The sequence below is a fragment of the Streptomyces sp. Edi4 genome, from assembly GCF_040253615.1.
Classification (GTDB): domain Bacteria; phylum Actinomycetota; class Actinomycetes; order Streptomycetales; family Streptomycetaceae; genus Streptomyces.
This window is the reverse complement of record NZ_JBEJGY010000004.1, coordinates 5147254-5162727: the sequence shown is the minus strand read 5'-3', so window position 1 is coordinate 5162727 and position 15474 is coordinate 5147254. Positions and strand designations below refer to the sequence as shown.

General features: G+C 72.3%; 12 protein-coding genes. 3 read left to right on the top strand and 9 right to left on the bottom strand.

The window, feature by feature from the left end:
• Nucleotides 1-151: 151 nt before the first annotated feature.
• The 6 genes from ABR738_RS25520 to ABR738_RS25495 all read right to left on the bottom strand — a co-directional run bounded on the left by ABR738_RS25520 (nucleotide 152) and on the right by ABR738_RS25495 (nucleotide 7540).
• Complete coding sequence (locus ABR738_RS25520; RefSeq protein ID WP_350232280.1) at nucleotides 152-1216, bottom strand: BMP family lipoprotein; 1065 nt, start codon at nucleotides 1214-1216, stop codon at nucleotides 152-154.
• A gap of 140 nt (nucleotides 1217-1356) precedes the next feature.
• Complete coding sequence (locus ABR738_RS25515) at nucleotides 1357-2613, bottom strand: amidohydrolase (protein WP_350234735.1); 1257 nt, start codon at nucleotides 2611-2613, stop codon at nucleotides 1357-1359.
• 227 nt (nucleotides 2614-2840) lie between these two features.
• Complete coding sequence (locus tag ABR738_RS25510; protein ID WP_350232279.1) at nucleotides 2841-3917, bottom strand: hypothetical protein; 1077 nt, start codon at nucleotides 3915-3917, stop codon at nucleotides 2841-2843.
• A 26-nt stretch (nucleotides 3918-3943) separates the two neighbouring features.
• The gene (locus ABR738_RS25505) at nucleotides 3944-4903 is read right to left on the bottom strand and encodes an N-acetylneuraminate synthase family protein (protein WP_350232278.1); all 960 of its coding nucleotides are present in this window, start codon (nucleotides 4901-4903) and stop codon (nucleotides 3944-3946) included.
• A 52-nt stretch (nucleotides 4904-4955) separates the two neighbouring features.
• Nucleotides 4956-6167 (bottom strand): cytidylyltransferase domain-containing protein, encoded by a 1212-nt coding sequence (locus ABR738_RS25500; RefSeq protein WP_350232277.1) that lies wholly within the window; start codon nucleotides 6165-6167, stop codon nucleotides 4956-4958.
• Nucleotides 6167-7540 (bottom strand): DUF6716 putative glycosyltransferase, encoded by a 1374-nt coding sequence (locus ABR738_RS25495; RefSeq protein WP_350232276.1) that lies wholly within the window; start codon nucleotides 7538-7540, stop codon nucleotides 6167-6169. The genes ABR738_RS25500 and ABR738_RS25495 overlap by 1 nt, the downstream gene beginning before the upstream one ends.
• 188 nt (nucleotides 7541-7728) lie before the next feature.
• On the opposite strand from ABR738_RS25495, the gene ABR738_RS25490 reads away from it, so the two are divergent.
• Together ABR738_RS25490 and ABR738_RS25485 are read left to right on the top strand one after the other, a co-directional pair.
• On the top strand, nucleotides 7729-8712 hold the full coding sequence (locus tag ABR738_RS25490; protein WP_350232275.1) for a glycosyltransferase family 2 protein: 984 nt from the start codon (nucleotides 7729-7731) through the stop codon (nucleotides 8710-8712).
• A complete protein-coding gene (locus tag ABR738_RS25485; protein WP_350232274.1) occupies nucleotides 8712-10085 on the top strand; it encodes an alpha-2,8-polysialyltransferase family protein in 1374 nt (457 codons plus the stop codon). The genes ABR738_RS25490 and ABR738_RS25485 overlap by 1 nt, the downstream gene beginning before the upstream one ends.
• Before the next feature lie 22 nt (nucleotides 10086-10107).
• On the opposite strand, the gene dnaN is transcribed toward ABR738_RS25485, so the two are convergent.
• Complete coding sequence (dnaN, locus tag ABR738_RS25480; RefSeq protein WP_350232273.1) at nucleotides 10108-11283, bottom strand: DNA polymerase III subunit beta; 1176 nt, start codon at nucleotides 11281-11283, stop codon at nucleotides 10108-10110.
• A 289-nt stretch (nucleotides 11284-11572) separates the two neighbouring features.
• Between dnaN and ABR738_RS25475 the strand changes: the two genes are divergently transcribed.
• Nucleotides 11573-12754, top strand: a complete 1182-nt coding sequence (locus ABR738_RS25475) for an acyltransferase family protein (protein WP_502964136.1) — start codon at nucleotides 11573-11575, stop codon at nucleotides 12752-12754.
• Here ABR738_RS25475 and leuE read toward each other — a convergent pair.
• A complete protein-coding gene (gene leuE, locus ABR738_RS25470) occupies nucleotides 12741-13403 on the bottom strand; it encodes a leucine efflux protein LeuE (RefSeq protein ID WP_350232272.1) in 663 nt (220 codons plus the stop codon). The genes ABR738_RS25475 and leuE overlap by 14 nt on opposite strands.
• 340 nt (nucleotides 13404-13743) lie before the next feature.
• Nucleotides 13744-15324, bottom strand: coding sequence for an acyl-CoA mutase large subunit family protein (locus tag ABR738_RS25465; RefSeq protein ID WP_350232271.1), 1581 nt, complete (start codon nucleotides 15322-15324; stop codon nucleotides 13744-13746).
• Between the last annotated feature and the right edge of the window lie 150 nt (nucleotides 15325-15474).

Here is a 15474-nt window from a genome sequence, read left to right as displayed (position 1 = left end):
CGCCGGGTCCCGGCGTAGTAGTTCAGCACACTCACGGCGCGCCAACTCCGGCCTACGCGCGTAGAGTTGACACTTCGTTACGGCCCGGTGGGCAGGGCGGTCCCTGCCCACCGGGCCGGTTCGTGACGGGGCGGTCAGCGACCGCCATGGATCACGGGGTGGTCTTGACCTTGATGGTGCCGTCGACGATCTTCTTCTGGGCCGCGTCGAGCTGCGGCTTCAGGTCGTCGATGAAGCCACCGCTCGTGGCGAGCGAGACGCCGCCCTTGGCCAGCGGGTAGCTGTTGGTGCCGACCAGCGGCTTGCCGTCCTTGATCGACTTGATCAGGTCGTAGACGCCGATGTCGACGTTCTTGACGACCGAGGTCAGGATCGAGTTCTTGTACTTGGACAGCGAGGCCTGCTGGTACTGGTCGGAGTCGACACCGATCGCCCAGGCGCCCTTCTTGCCCGCGACGGCCTCGATCGCGCCGGTGCCGGAGGAGCCGGCCGCCGTGTAGATCACATCGGCGCCGTTGTCCAGCATGCCCTGCGCGGCTTCCTTGCCCTTGTCGGGGCTGGCGAAGCCGGAGGTGTCCGAGCCGTGCGACAGGTACTGGTTGTCGATCTTGACGTCCGGCTTGGTGTCCTTGACGCCCTGGTTGAAGCCCGCCTCGAACTTCTTGATCAGGGGGACGTCCACACCGCCGATGAAGCCGACGTGGCCCGTCTTGGACTTCAGCGCCGCGGCGACACCCGCGAGGTAGGAGCCCTGCTCCTCGGTGAAGACGATGTTGTCGATGTTCTTGGGGCCCTCGACGACGGAGTCGACGATGCCGAAGGTGGTGTTCGGGTACTTGTCCGCCACCTTCTTCATCGAGGTCGCGTACGCGTAGCCGATGCCGATGACCGGGTTGTAGCCCGCGCCCGCCAGGTCGGTGAGCCGCTGCTCGCGGTCCGCCTCGGTGTCGGTCGTCTTGGCGGTCAGCTCCTTCACGGAGCCGCCGAACTCGGACTTGGCCTTGTCGATGCCGCGCGCGGCGGAGTCGTTGAACGAGTGGTCGCCACGGCCGCCGACGTCGTACGCGACACCGATCTTGACGCCCTTGCCGCCCGTGGAGGACGACGAGGAGGTGCCCGAGTCCTTCTGGGAGGACGTGGAGCCACAGGCGGTGGCGGAAAGCGCGAGCGCTGCGGTGGCGACACCCGCGGCAGCGATCTTGGATACCCGGCGCAAGAGGAGGTCCCTTCAAACCTGAACCGAGGCGCCCCTACCGGCGCTGGTTTCGCGTCGGATCGTAACGCGCGTAGATGTCGCGTAAAGCCCTGTTCGGAAGCCGTTATCGGATCGTCGCGAACAGGGGATGAAGTGTCCGGTTACGAGCGGTTGCCATCCAGGAGCGCGGCGGCGGTGAAGAGCTCCACCCCGACCTTGATCGCGGCTTCGTCCGCGTCGAAATCACCCCGATGGAGGTCAAGCCGGGCATGGGAGCCGGGCGTACGGACCCCGAGCCGGGCCATCGCCCCAGGTACGTGCTCCAGGTACCACGAAAAGTCCTCGCCACCCAGTGACTGCTCCGTGTCCTCGACCGAGAAGGCGCCCCGGCGGGCGGTCATGGCGTCGTGCAGCAGTTCGGTGATGGCGGGATCGTTGACGACCGGGGGCACCCCTCGGACGTAGTTGATCTCCGATTTGGCCCCGTGCAGGGTGGCCACCTCGTCGATCGCGGCGTGTACGAGGTCGGGCGCGTCGCGCCAGGCCGCGAGGTCCAGGCAGCGCACGGTGCCGGCCAGCTCGGCGTGCATCGGGATCACGTTGCAGGCGTGGCCCGACTCGATGCGGCCCCAGGTCAGGGCGAGGCCCGCGCGGGCGTCGACGCGGCGGGCGAGCAGCGCCGGCACGTCGGCGGCGACCCGCGCGACGGCGGTCACCAGATCGGTGGTCAGGTGCGGGCGGGCGGTGTGTCCGCCGGGCCCGTCGAGGGCGACCTCCAGGCGGTCGCAGGCGGAGGTGATGGCGCCGGTGCGCAGCCCGATCCGGCCGGCGTCCACGCGCGGGTCGCAGTGCACGGCGATGATCCGGCCCACCCCGTCGAGGACGCCCGCCACGATGGCGTCGGCGGCGCCGCCCGGCAGCACCTCTTCTGCGGGCTGGAAGAGCAGCCGTACGGGCGCGGGGAGGCGGCCCTCGCGGTGCAGGGCGGCCAGGACCAGGCCGGCGCCCAGGACGGTGGTGGTGTGCACGTCGTGACCGCAGGCGTGCGCGCGGTCGGGCACGGTGGAGCGGTAGGAAACGCCCGCCTTGGCGTCGGGGATGGGCAGGGCGTCGATGTCCGCGCGCAGGGCGAGCATCGGGCGGGGGGCGCCGCCCTTGCTCGCGCCGCCGCCCTTCGGCCCGGTCGCGGTCCCGATGTCACAGATGAGTCCGGTGCCGCCCGGCAGGACGCGGGGTTCCAGGCCGGCCGCTTCGAGGCGGGCTCTGATCGCGGCGGTGGTCCTGAACTCCTGATTGCCCAGCTCGGGATGCATGTGCAAGTCCCGGCGGAAGGCGATGAGTTCGGCACACAGGGCCTCGCTCAGCTCGCCGGGCAGCGGTGCTTCGCCGGGCAGATCGGCTTCGGACTCACGGGACATCAAGTGGTTCACTCGTTGAGGGTAGGCCTTTTCGAGGGTCAACTCGCTCGCGATCAACAAAAGTTCAGTCGCATAGGGGAAAGAAAGCGGGTCACCTGGCGCATGGCGATCGCGTCGCCTGGGTACTGTATTTCGTCCTTTTGCCCGATGCCCGGGGCCGGCCCTCCCCTTCGCGCACAGCCTCGGCGCACAGCCTCCGCGTGGAGCCGGGCCGGTGCGCGCAAGATTCAGGCCGCCACCGTCGCGAGCCCGTGGGCCTTGCGCGCCGCCCCCGTCACGCCGTCGAGGAAGCCCTGCGCCCGGGGGGACGCCCGCTCGGTCAGCCAGCGCGGGTCGATGTCGCAGACCACGACGGACACGCCCGTGCCCGCGAGCGCGAGGGGCAGCGTGTGGACGACGGTGGAGGGAAAGCTGAGGACCGTACGGCCCACGGGCCCGCGCCGGGCTATCAGTTCGAGCGGCAGATCGGGCCGGACTATTTCGAGGCCCGTGCGGGCGTGCAGGGCGTGCAGTTTGTCCGCCGACTCCCTGCGGTGCGCGAAGTAGCGGGTCACCCCGTGCCTGGCGGCCAGCTGGCCGACGGCGTCGAGATAGCTCCCGGGGTCCACGACGCCGGTCTCCACCAGCGAAGTCCCCACCAGATCGGCCCCCTTGGTCAGCCTCGGCGGCCCGAAGCGCGCACGGGTCCAGCCGAAGGTGTTGGCCGTGACCGTGACCCCGTCGGGCGCCTCTATGGGCATCGCGCTGAACACTTCGACGCCGTGCCGCGCCCCGGGGGTGAGCCGGCGCCGGGCGGCGGCGGAGACCGGCGCGAACACCAGGTCGCGCGCGCCGGCCCTGCTGCCGCGCCGGTGCCAGCGCACCAGGCGTTCTCCGCCCGCGAGTTGGGAGACGAACTCCATCGTGGCCGTGCCGTCGTCGACGACCACCAGGTCGCGGGCGCCGGCCACGGTCAGGAGCAGTTGTACATAGCGCGAGAAGGGGTCGCCGATGACGATCCGCTCCGCGCGCCGCAGCGTCGGGGTGAGCCCGGCCACCGTGTGCAGCGGCGCCGTGAGACCGCCGCGCGCCTCCTCCCACCGCACCGTCGCGCCCGCGTCACGGGCCAGTTCGGCCATCCGGCGCAGCTGGCCGCGTGACATGGGGTCGGTCGGCGAGAGCACCACGACGGTCAGGCCCGCCAGGTCCTGCGTGGCGCGCTGCTGCACGGGCACGCCGTCCAGCAGCGGCCCTGGCGCGTGCGCCCACTCCAGGACGTTGAGCAGCTGGACCGGGCTCTCCACGAACGCGACGGTGGCGGCCATCTCCCGGGGCACGGTGGGCGGCCCGCTCAGACCGCGGCCGGAGCGCGGTCCTCGGTGGCGCTGCCGGCCCGCTCGGCGTCCTGGTCCGCTTCGGTCTGGGCGACGACACCGGCGACGCGGCGCAGCTTCTTCATCGGGGCGAGCTCGGAGTCGTAGACCTTCTTGACGCCGTCGCCGAGCGCCGCCTCGATGGTGCGGATGTCGCGGACCAGGCGGGCCAGGCCGCCGGGCTCGACGGAGGCGGCCTGGTCGGAGCCCCACATCGCGCGGTCCAGGGTGATGTGGCGCTCTACGAAGGTGGCGCCGAGGGCGACGGCGGCGAGCGTGGTCTGGAGGCCGGTCTCGTGGCCGCTGTAGCCGATCGGCACGTTGGGGTACTCGGCCATCAGGCTGTTGATCACCCGCAGGTTGAGCTCTTCGGCCTTGGCGGGGTAGGTCGAAGTGGCGTGGCACAGCAGGATGTTGGCGCTGCCGAGCACTTCCACCGCATGCCGGATCTGCTGCGGCGTGGACATGCCGGTGGAGAGGATGACGGTGCGTCCGGTGGCCCGCAGGGCACGCAGGAGCTCGTCGTCGGTGAGCGAGGCGGAGGCCACCTTGTGGGCCGGCACGTCGAACTTCTCCAGGAAGGCGACGGCCTCGGTGTCCCACGGGGAGGCGAACCAGTCGATGCCGCGCTCCTCGCAGTGCGCGTCGATGGCGCGGTACTCGTCCTCGCCGAACTCCACCCGGTGGCGGTAGTCGATGTACGTCATCCGGCCCCACGGGGTGTCGCGCTCGATGTCCCACTGGTCGCGCGGGGTGCAGATCTCCGGGGTGCGCTTTTGGAACTTGACCGCGTCGCAGCCGGCGTCGGCGGCCGCGTCGATCAGGGCGATCGCGTTGTCCAGGTCACCGTTGTGGTTGATGCCGATCTCGCCGGTGATGTACACGGGCCGGCCCGGACCTGCGGTGCGGCTGCCGAGGGTGCGCAGACGGTTGCTCATGAGGGCGTTTCCTTAGCTGTGCGGGGTGGGGTGTGGCTGGGGGTGCGTCGGGTCACGGGGTGGATGAGATGGCAGGTGAGGGGGTGCGGTCGAGCTCGGGTCCCAGGAGCCAGGCGGCGATCTCGCGGACGGCTCCCGCGCCACCGGGGGTGCGGGTGACGGCGCGCGCGGCGGCGCGCACCGAGTCGTGGGCGTCGGCGACGGCCACGGGCCAGCCGGCGAGCGCGAAGCAGGGCAGGTCGTTGACGTCGTTGCCGGCGTAGAGCACGCGCTGTGGATCGACGCCCTGCTCCTCGCACCACTGCTTGAGGGCGAGGTCCTTGCGGTCGATGCCGTGCAGGACGGGGATCTTCAGCTTGCGGGCGCGAGCGGCGACCACGGGGTTCTGCTCGGTGGACAGGATGAGCAGCTTCAGGCCGGCCCGGCGCAGGGCGGCGACGCCGAGCCCGTCGCCCCGGTGCACGGCGACCAGTTCGCGTCCCTCGGAGTCGATGAGCACCCTGTCGTCGGTCTGGGTGCCGTCGAAGTCGAGGACGACCGCGTCGACGTCGTCGAGTACGGGGGTGGTCGCGGGGTCGATGAGGGGGGCGAGCGCGCGGGCCCGCGCCAAGTCGTGCGGCTCGTCGATCTCCAGGACCCGCGCGGGGTCGGTGCGCACGAGCGCGGTGCGGCCGAAGAAGCGGTGCTGGTGCTTGCGGAAACCCGCGGCGTCCATGGCGTAGGCGGCGCCGGTCTCCAGGAAGTCCTGGGGGCGGTCCTGGCGGCGCGGCCGGAACGCCTTGTCGTGGCCCATGCCCTGGCCGCCGCCGAGTTCGTCCTCGCGCCACAGGAAGCCGTGGAAGGGGGCGACGGTCACCGCGCTGTCGGCGCCGTCCTCGACGACCGCGGCCGCCACGCCCTCGACGTCCTCGCGGGCCAGGAAGGGGCTGGTGCACTGCACGAGCAGCACGACGGCGGTGGAGGGGTAGGCGTCGAGGGCGTGCAGGACGGCGGCCTCGCTGCTGGCGGTGTCGCCCGCGATGGCGGCGGGCCGGACGACCACGTCGGCGCCGGCGGCGCGGGCCGCGGCGGCGATCGCCGGGTCGTCGGTGGAGACGGCGACGTCGGTGACGTGGCGCGCGGCGCGGCAGGCCAGCACGGCCCGTACGACGAGCGGGACACCGGCGACGGGGGCCAGGTTCTTGCCGGGCACCCCCTTGGAGCCGCCGCGCGCGGGGATCACCGCGAGGACCCTGGTGGCCGGGGTGGCCGTCGCTGGACTCATCACAGTTCTCCCATCCGGCGGATCACGGGCGCGATCCGCTGTACGCCGTGGCGGTAGGCGCCGCGCGCCGCGTCGCGCACGGCGTCCCTGAACACCCGGCGCAGCCCGTTCGGCTCGCGCGCGGGGGCCGCGCCGGGCAGCGGGGTGCCGTCGGGCGCGAGGTGGTGGCGGGCGAGGACACCGGGCAGATAGCCGGGCGCGGTGGCCGGGGTGTAGTACGGCGCGATGGGTGGCAGGCTCCGGCGCGTGAGCAGGCCGTCCAGGCGCTCTCGTACGCCGTCGAAGGCGCGCTGGTGGGCCTCGCCCGGCGCGACGCCGTGGGCGGCGAGCCAGCCGGCGTCGGGCGCGGGCCGGTGCCCGGCGTCGAGCCGGTCCCAGGAGGTGAGGCAGCCGGAGCCGACGAAGTGGTGGTTGCCGAGGTTTTCGCGTACGCCGAGGTCGGTCAGGACGGCGGTGGGGACCGAGCGGTGCAGGGACTCGAGGGCGGCGGTCGAGGAGACGGTCACCAGGAGGTCGGTGCGGTCGAGGACCTCGCCCATGTTTCCGTACGCCAGGCGGAAGTTGGGCGGCAGGTCGACACCGCGGGCGAGCTTTTGGAAGGGGTGCTCCTCGATGTGGGTGGTGTGCTCGCCGGGCTGTGAGCGGAGCTTGAGCACGACCTCGCGCCCGGGGTGGCGCCGGGCGTGCGCGACCAGGCGCCGCAGCAGGTACTGGCGGTCGGCGCGGGACTCCGGCACGGAGGGCTGGGCGGCGAAGACGACGGTGTCGCGTCCTGGTTCGGCGCGGTGGGGGGCGCCGCCGAGGAAGGGCAGCGCGGCCTCGGTGACCGCGCCGGCGTCGGCGCCCACTCCCTCGTACACGGCGCGGAAACGCTCCGCGTCGTGGCGGGAGTTGGCGAGTACGATGTCCGCGCCGTGCCGCAGGAGCAGGCCGTCGGCCAGCTTCTCGTAGACGACGCCGACATAGCCGGTGACGACCACGGGCCGGCGCGCGCGTCCCCGCCACCGGGCGGCGAGTCCGTGCAGCGCCGCCTGGGCCGCGCCGCCGACGAGCGCGAGCACGATCACGTCGTACGCGGGCTCCTCGGCGCACCCTGTGGCCGACTTGGCGGCCCTGTCCAGGAAGTGAGCCATCGTCAGCTCGACCGGCGCGCCCGTGTCCGCGCCGACCTCGGCGAGCTGGCGTGAGGTGGGGGTGGCGCGGCCGCGCAGCAGGAAGCCGTCGAGGTCACAGGCGGCGGGCCGGGACGCGTCGGCCTCGGATCCGGGCATCTGTCCGGCGAGGCGGCGCGCGGTGAGCGCGCCCCATTTCCACCGGGTGTCCGAATCCGCGAGGACCGCGATCCGCAGCCGTGAAGGTGTACGTGATGGCACGCCGTAGAAACTAGGAAGCCCGGCGGATTCGCGGCCCAACTCGGCCGCAACAAAGGGTTAACAGCGTGACTACGAATGGCGCCCGGTGCATACGGACGGACCGGTTAACGAATTCGCCGTCCGTCGTTCATCCGGCATCCGGCCGCCGGACAGGACGAAGGACGCGCGGCGCGCCTAGCGTCACGGCCGTGGTCAAGCTCTCCGTCATCGTGCCGTTCTACAACGTGCGCGCCTACGCACCCGACACCCTGCGAAGTCTGCGCGCGAACACCCGCGACGACTTCGAGTTCGTGCTCGTCGACGACTGTTCGTCGGACGGCACGATCGAGCTGCTCGAACGCGCCGAGCGCGAGCTGCCAGGGGCGGTGCTGCTCAGACACGAACGCAACGGCGGTCTGGCCACGGCGCGCAACACGGGTCTGAACGCGGCGCGCGGCACCTATCTGGCCTACCTGGACGGCGACGACTGGGTGGCGCCGGGCCACTTCGCTCAACTCCTCTCCTCCATCGAGGAGTTGGGCTGCGACTTCATACGCGCCGACCATGTCCAGGTGACGGGGCAGGAGCGTACGGTGCACCGGGTGCCGCACGGGCGGCGCGGCGAGGTGATGTCGCCGCGCGAGGCGATCCTGCCCGCCACCCGCTCCACCTCGGTGGACTACGCCTTCGCGTGGGCCGGGATGTACCACCGCAGGCTCGTCGACCAGGGCCTGCTGCACTTCACCGACGGCCTGCGCACCGCGGAGGACCGGCCGTGGATCTGGCGGCTGCACCGCGAGGCGCGGACGTTCGCCGTCACGGGCGCGCTCGGCGTCTTCTACCGGCGCGGCGTGGCTTCCTCGCTCACGCAGATCGGCGATGTCCGGCAACTCGATTTCATTCGCGCATTCGACCAGGTAATAGAAGAGACGGCAAAGGACCGAAATGCGGCCGATCTGCTCCCGAAAGCGGTACGGACGTACTGCGCGATCATTTCCCACCATATGAGCGGCATCGAAAGGTTCGAACCCGCCGTGGCCAGAAAGCTGCGGGCCCTGAGCGCGGACGCCCTGAGAAGGCTGCCGCAGGACCATCTCAGGGACGCGCTGGACTCCATGGACTCCCGCCGCGCCGCCCGGCTGCGCAGGCTGCGCCGCCGGCCGGCCACCGTCTCGGCGGGGGCGGCCGCCTGATGCCCACGACCCCGGCCGTACGCACCACGCAGATCTTCGCCGCGTCCACCCTGTACGGGGTGGCCACGCTGGCCGCCGCGCTCGACAGCGGCTGTTTTCCGGCGGCCGACCGCCGGCTCCTGCTGATCAGCAACAACGCGCCCGTGCCCGAGACGTCGGCGCCGCTGGACACCATGCCGGGCTTCGAGCCGCTGCGGGAGCGCTTCGACGGTGTGCTCTCCTGGAACGCCACCATCGCGCCCTTCCACCCCGGCGGCTGGTCCCCGAGGGCCGACGATGTCCCGCTGTGGGAGCGGCAGTTGAGAGCCCTGTGGGGGCTTGGCGAGGACCGGATCGAGCTCGCCGTCGAATCCATCCAGGTGAACCCGGCCCAGGCCGTGGCCCAGCTCTTCCCCGACGCGCCCCTGACCGTCTACGCGGACGGCCTGATGACGTACGGCCCCACCCGCAACAAGCTCGACCCGCTGATCGGCGGGCGGGTGCGCCGGGTGCTCCACCTCGACCTGGTGCCGGGCCTGGCTCCGCTGCTGCTCGGCGAGTTCAAGGTGCCGTGCGAGCCGGTGCCGACGGCCGCGTTTTTGAAGGTGGCGAGCGAACTGGGCGCCACCGAGGGCGAGTTGGGGGCGGTTGCCGGGGGCGAGCCGGTGGCGCTCCTGCTCGGCCAGTACCTGTCCGCGCTGTCCATCCTCACCCCGGAGCAGGAGGAGGAGCTGCACCTGCGGATGCTGCGGGGCGCGGCGGCGCGCGGGCACCGTCACATCGTGTTCAAGCCGCACCCCTCGGCGCCGCTCGCCGGAACGCGGGAACTCGTGCTTGAGGCGGACGCGCTTGGCGTCCAACTGACCGTCGTTGACCGCCCGTTGCTCGCCGAGGTGCTGTACGAGCGGCTGTCCCCCGCGCTCGTGGTGGGCTGCTTCTCCACCGGTCTGCTCACCGCGTCGGCTTTCTACGGCATCCCCACCGCCCGGGTCGGCACCGAACTCCTTCTCGACCGGCTCGCGCCCTACCAGAACAGCAACCGGGTGCCGGTGACCATCGTGGACGCGCTGGTCCCGCCCCTGGAGAAGGAGCCGGCGCCCTCCGTCGACCTGCCGGAACTCCTGAGCGCGGTCGGCTACGCGATGCAGCCCGAGATCCGCCCGGATCTGCGGGGCGCGGCCGAGCGCTACCTCGCGGGGTCGCTCGACGCGTACACGTGGCGCTACTTCAAGCGGCGCCGCCTGACCGCGCTCGCCCTTCCGGGCGCGATACCCGGGCGGCTCGCTTTCGTGCCGCGCAACGCGACGGTCCGCAGACTCGCCCGCCGAGCCCGCGCCCTGACCCGCACCCGCACCGTGACCCGAGCGCGCACCCTGGCCCGCCGCCGCGCCTGAGCGGGGGGCGGCCGGAACGGCGTCAGGCCAACTGCCGTACGGACATGAGCAGATGGCGGTGTTCGCCCGACGCCGGGGCCACCGCGCCGTCCGCCCGGCTCGTGCCCTCCGCCGCCGGGGCGCCGCTGAGCAAGGCCCGCTGTCCGGGGCCCAACAGTTCGAAGCGGACCCGGGGCGCCCGCAGCGAGGTGAGGGCGTCCAGCAGATAGGCGGGATTGAAGGCCACGGTCAGGTCGTCGGCGCCGGTCAGCGCGCAGGGCAGGCGCTGCGCGGCGATGTCGTCCTCGTAACCCGCCTGGAGGAGCACCGTCTGGTCGGCGCGAAAGCCGAGCCGGACCGGGCTGTTCGGCTCCGCGACGACCGCGACCCGGCGGACCGCCTCGGCGAGCATTTCGCGTCCGGTGACGGCGACGGCCGGGTCCGCGAGCGCGAAGAGCTTGTCGTAGCGCGGCAGCCGGCCGTCCAGGAGGCGCAAGGTGGTGCGCGCCCGGGAGCCCTCGAAGGCGATCAGGCCCCGGCCCGAACCGCCGCCCCCCACAGGTGCGTCCAGACCCACCGTGAGCGTTCCCGCCTTCGCCAGGGAGCGCGAGAGCTCGGCGAGCCTGCGGCCCGGGATCACCACCTGGGCGGGCTCCGGGTCCGGCCGGTCGGGCCGCCACGGCAGGGTGCGCACGGCGTACCGGTAGCGGTCGGAGGCCGCCAGGGTCATCGAGGCGCCGTCCAGACGGAGCTGGATGCCGCTCAGGACGGGCAGCGCCTCGTCGCGCCCGGCCGCGACCGACACCTGGGCGACGGCCGTCGCGAACGCCGCCGCGTCCACCGACCCGCGCCGCGCGGGCAGCGCGGGCAGCGCCGGGTACTCCGCCACCGGCAGGGTGGACAGACCGAAGCTGATCCCGCCGCCCTCGACGGTGAATCGGGAGCCCTCCATCGCGCAGGTCAGCGTCGCCTCCGGCAGCACCTTGCAGATGTCGAGCAGCCTGCGGCCCAGCACGAGGACCTGCCAGGCGGCCCCGGTCCCGGCCGCGACCTCGATGTGCGCGGACGCCTCGTGGTCGAACCCCGACAGGGCGAGCCGCCCCTTCCCCGCCGTCAGGAGCAGCCCGCCGAGCACCGGCACCGGTGAGCGCGCGGGCAGCGATCCGGCCGCCCACGCCACCGCGTCGGCCAGCACGCCCCGTTCGATCCGGAACTGCATCCCGTCGTCCCCGTTCCTCGCCGTTCGTGGTCCGCGCACGCTATCGGCCGCCACTGACAACAAGCCCCCGCCACAGGCCCGTCGGTCCCGTCCGCGCGCCCGTCGGCCCGGTGCCGCCGCTGGTGCCCCTGGAATCGACGCCCAGGAGAACGCGCCGGGGCGTGAGATGAACATGCCGCGTCAAGCGTGGGAACTCCCGGGCGGTGGGCCTTTTTTCGGCGTTCGGCGGTTCTACGCTGTCGACGCCGAGGCCCACCGGGCCGCAGGAGAACCGGGCCAGAGGAGAACCGTGACCAACACCCTGCCGGTGGCCGGCGTCGCCGCCGGCCGTCCGACGCACCGGCCGACTTCCGCGAGAGCGCCGGTGGCGGCCCCGGTCTCGCGGCTTCGCGCGCTCGACGGACTGCGACTGATCGCGGCCCTGATGGTCGCGCTCTACCACTACGGCGGCCGCTCGGGCGACATCAGCAGGGGCTGGGGCGCCTCCCCCAAGAAGCTGTTCCCGGACGCCCACGAGTGGTTCTCCTACGGCTGCCTCGGGGTGCAGATCTTCTTCGTCATCAGCGGCTTCGTCATCTGCATGAGCGGCTGGGGCCGCCCGCTGCGCTCCTTCTTCGCCTCCCGCGTCTCGCGGCTCTACCCGGCGTACTGGGCGGCGCTGATCATCGTCACGGCGGTGTTCGCGCTGCCCTGGGTGGTCTACAGGACGGTCACGCCCAGCGAGTTCGTGGTGAACCTGACCATGCTCCAGATGCCGGTCGGCGTGCACCGGGTGCTCGGGGTGTGCTGGACGCTCTGGGCCGAGCTGCGTTTCTACACGCTGTTCGCGCTGTGTGTCGTACTGCCCGGCGCGACCCGGCGCCGCGTGGTGCTGTTCTGCGCGGGCTGGACGCTGGCGGCCGCGCTCACCTCGACGGCCAAACAGCCTTTCCTGGACGCGGTGTTCATGCCCGAGTACGCGTCCTTCTTCATCGGCGGCATGGGCCTGTACCTGCTGCACCGCAACCGGCGGGACGTGACCGCCTGGGGCATCGTCGCCGTCAGCTGGGCCATCGGCCAGCACTGGGCGGTCGCGGGCCTGTGGCACAAGCCGAACCCGGCGGCCTTCTCCAACCGGCACGTGTGGGTGATCGTCGCGATCGTCACGCTCGGCTTCCTGCTCGTCGGCGCGATCGCGCTGGGCCACCTGCGCTGGGCGAACTGGCGCTGGCTCACCGTGGCGGGCGCCCTCACCTACCCGTTCTACCTGGTGCACGAGCACCTGGGCTGGGTGGTGGTCGGCGTGCTCCACCGCGAGCTGCACGTCCCCGCGCCTGCCACCTTCGCCCTGACCATCGCGGCGATGCTGCTCCTCGCCTGGCTGCTCAACCGCTATGTGGAGCGCTGGGCCACGCCGTTGCTGCGCCGGGCGCTGACAGTCCGGCCCGCCACACCCCGGCCCGTCACACCCCGGACCGTCACACCCCGCTGAGGGACAGCTTCACCGCGAAACCGAGGAAGAGCGCGCCCGCCGCCGACGCCGCGCCCGCCGAGAGCCGCTTGCGGCGGCGGAACGCGGCCGCGAGGCGGGTGCCGCTGAATATGAGCGTCGACAGATACAGGAAGCTGCCGAGCTGGAGCAGCGCGCCGAGCACCAGGAACGACAGGGCGGGGTAGGCGTAGTCGGGCGACACGAACTGTACGAAGAAGGAGATCATGAACAGGATCGCCTTCGGGTTGAACAGGCTCAGCATCAGCGCCCGCCGGTAGGGGCGCTCACCCGCCGCGCCCGCCGCGTCCTGCGCGGGGGCAGCGGACTCCTGCGCCTTGTCGTGCCGTGAGCGCCACATCGCCACCGCCTGACGCAGCATGCCGAGCGCCAGCCAGCTCAGATAGCCCGCGCCCGCGTACTTGACGGCGGCGAACAGCAGCGGCGTCGTCTGGAGCAGCGAGGCCGCGCCCAGCGCGGACAGCGTCATCAGCACCGTGTCGCCGGTGAACACCCCGGCGGCGGCCGCGTACCCCGTCCGCACCCCGCGCCGGGCGGCGACGGACAGCACGTACAGCGAGTTCGGCCCCGGCAGCAGGACGATCAGCGCCACGCCGGCGAGATAGGTCGGAAGATCGGTCACACCCAGCATGGGGGTGAGTCTCGCACGGGGGTACGACAGCGGGCACGCGCGTTTCACAGAGCGGAACACACCCCTCCGCCCGGGCCCGCATCCCCGCCTTCGGGGCTGGTCCCTCCGGCCGGGGCTCGGCCCCTCGGCCCGGGGGCCGGATCCCACCGGCCGGGGGCCGGGTCCCACCGCCCGGGGCTGGTCCCTCCGGCCGGGGCCGGTCCCACCGCCCGGGGCCGGTCCCGCCACCCCGGCCCGTCCCACCGCCCGGGGCCGGTCCCGCCACCCCGGCCCGTCCCACCGCCCGGGGGCCGGCCCCACCGCCGGGGCCCGGTCCCGCCGCCCCGGCCCGGTCCCACCCTCAGAACGCGTCCGTGGGCACATACGTCCCCCACACCTCGCGCAGCGCGTCGCACACCTCGCCGACCGTCGCCCGGGCCTTCAGGGCGGTCTTCATCGGATACAGGACGTTGTCCTCGCCCATGGCCGCCTGCTTCAGCTCCGCCAGGGCCGCGTCCACCGCCGCCCGGTCGCGGCCGGCCCGCAGCGCGGCGAGGCGGGCCGCCTGCTGGGCCTCGATCGCCGGGTCCACCCGCAGCGGCTCGTAGGGGTCCTCGGTCTCGGCCCGGAAGCGGTTGACGCCGACCACGACGCGCTCGCCCGCGTCGGTCTCCTGCGCGACGCGGTAGGCCGAGCGCTCGATCTCGCCCTTCTGGAAACCCCGCTCGATCGCGCCGACCGCGCCCCCCAAGTCCTCGACGCGCCGCATCAGTTGGAGCGCCGCCTCCTCCACCTCGTCCGTCATCCTCTCGACCGCGTACGACCCGGCGAAGGGGTCCACGGTCGCGGTCACATCGGTCTCGTAAGCGAGGACCTGCTGGGTGCGCAGGGCAAGGCGCGCGCTCTTGTCCGTCGGCAGCGCGATCGCCTCGTCGAAGGAGTTGGTGTGCAGCGACTGGGTGCCGCCGAACACGGCCGCGAGGCCCTGGACGGCGACGCGCACGAGGTTGACCTCGGGCTGCTGCGCGGTGAGCTGCACGCCCGCGGTCTGGGTGTGGAAGCGCAGCATGAGCGACTTGGGGTTCTTCGCGCCGAACTCCTCGCGCATCACCCGGGCCCAAATCCGGCGCGCGGCACGGAACTTGGCGACCTCTTCGAGGATCGTGGTGCGGGCCACGAAGAAGAAGGACAGGCGCGGCGCGAAGTCGTCCACGTCCATTCCGGCCGCGACCGCCGTGCGGACGTACTCGATGCCGTCGGCCAGTGTGAACGCGATCTCCTGCGCGGGCGAGGCGCCGGCCTCGGCCATGTGGTAGCCGGAGATCGAGATCGTGTTCCACTTGGGGATCTCGGCCCCGCAGTACTTGAAGATGTCGGCGATCAGCCGCAGCGAGGGCTTCGGCGGGAAGATGTAGGTGCCCCGCGCGATGTACTCCTTCAGGACGTCGTTCTGGATCGTGCCGGTCAACTGGTCGGCAGTTACGCCCTGTTCCTCGCCGACCAGCTGGTACATCAGGAGCAGCAGCGCCGCCGGGGCGTTGATCGTCATGGACGTCGACACCTTGTCGAGCGGGATGCCGTCGAACAGGACGCGCATGTCGTCCAGGGAGTCGATGGCGACGCCCACCTTGCCGACCTCGCCGGAGGCGATCGGCGCGTCGGAGTCGTGGCCCATCTGGGTCGGCAGGTCGAAGGCGACCGAGAGGCCCATGGTGCCGTTGGCGATGAGCTGCTTGTAGCGGGCGTTGGACTCGGTTGCGGTGCCGAAGCCCGCGTACTGGCGCATGGTCCAGGGGCGGCCGGTGTACATCGACGGGTAGACGCCACGGGTGAAGGGGTAGGCGCCGGGCTCGCCCAGCTTCTCGGCGGGGTCCCAGTCGGCGAGGGCGTCCGGCCCGTAGACCGGCTCGATGGGCAGACCGGATTCAGACTCGCGCGCCATGTGCAGTGCCTCCCGTTGAAGCCGTATTACTCGCTGGTACCCGACCCTCGCGACGGACTGTAGCGGCGAGGGCGCGCGGGGTGGGCGGACGCGCGCTGGGAGCTTGCTCACAACGCGCCCGATGCGGACGGGCGCTTTTGCAACCGTTCG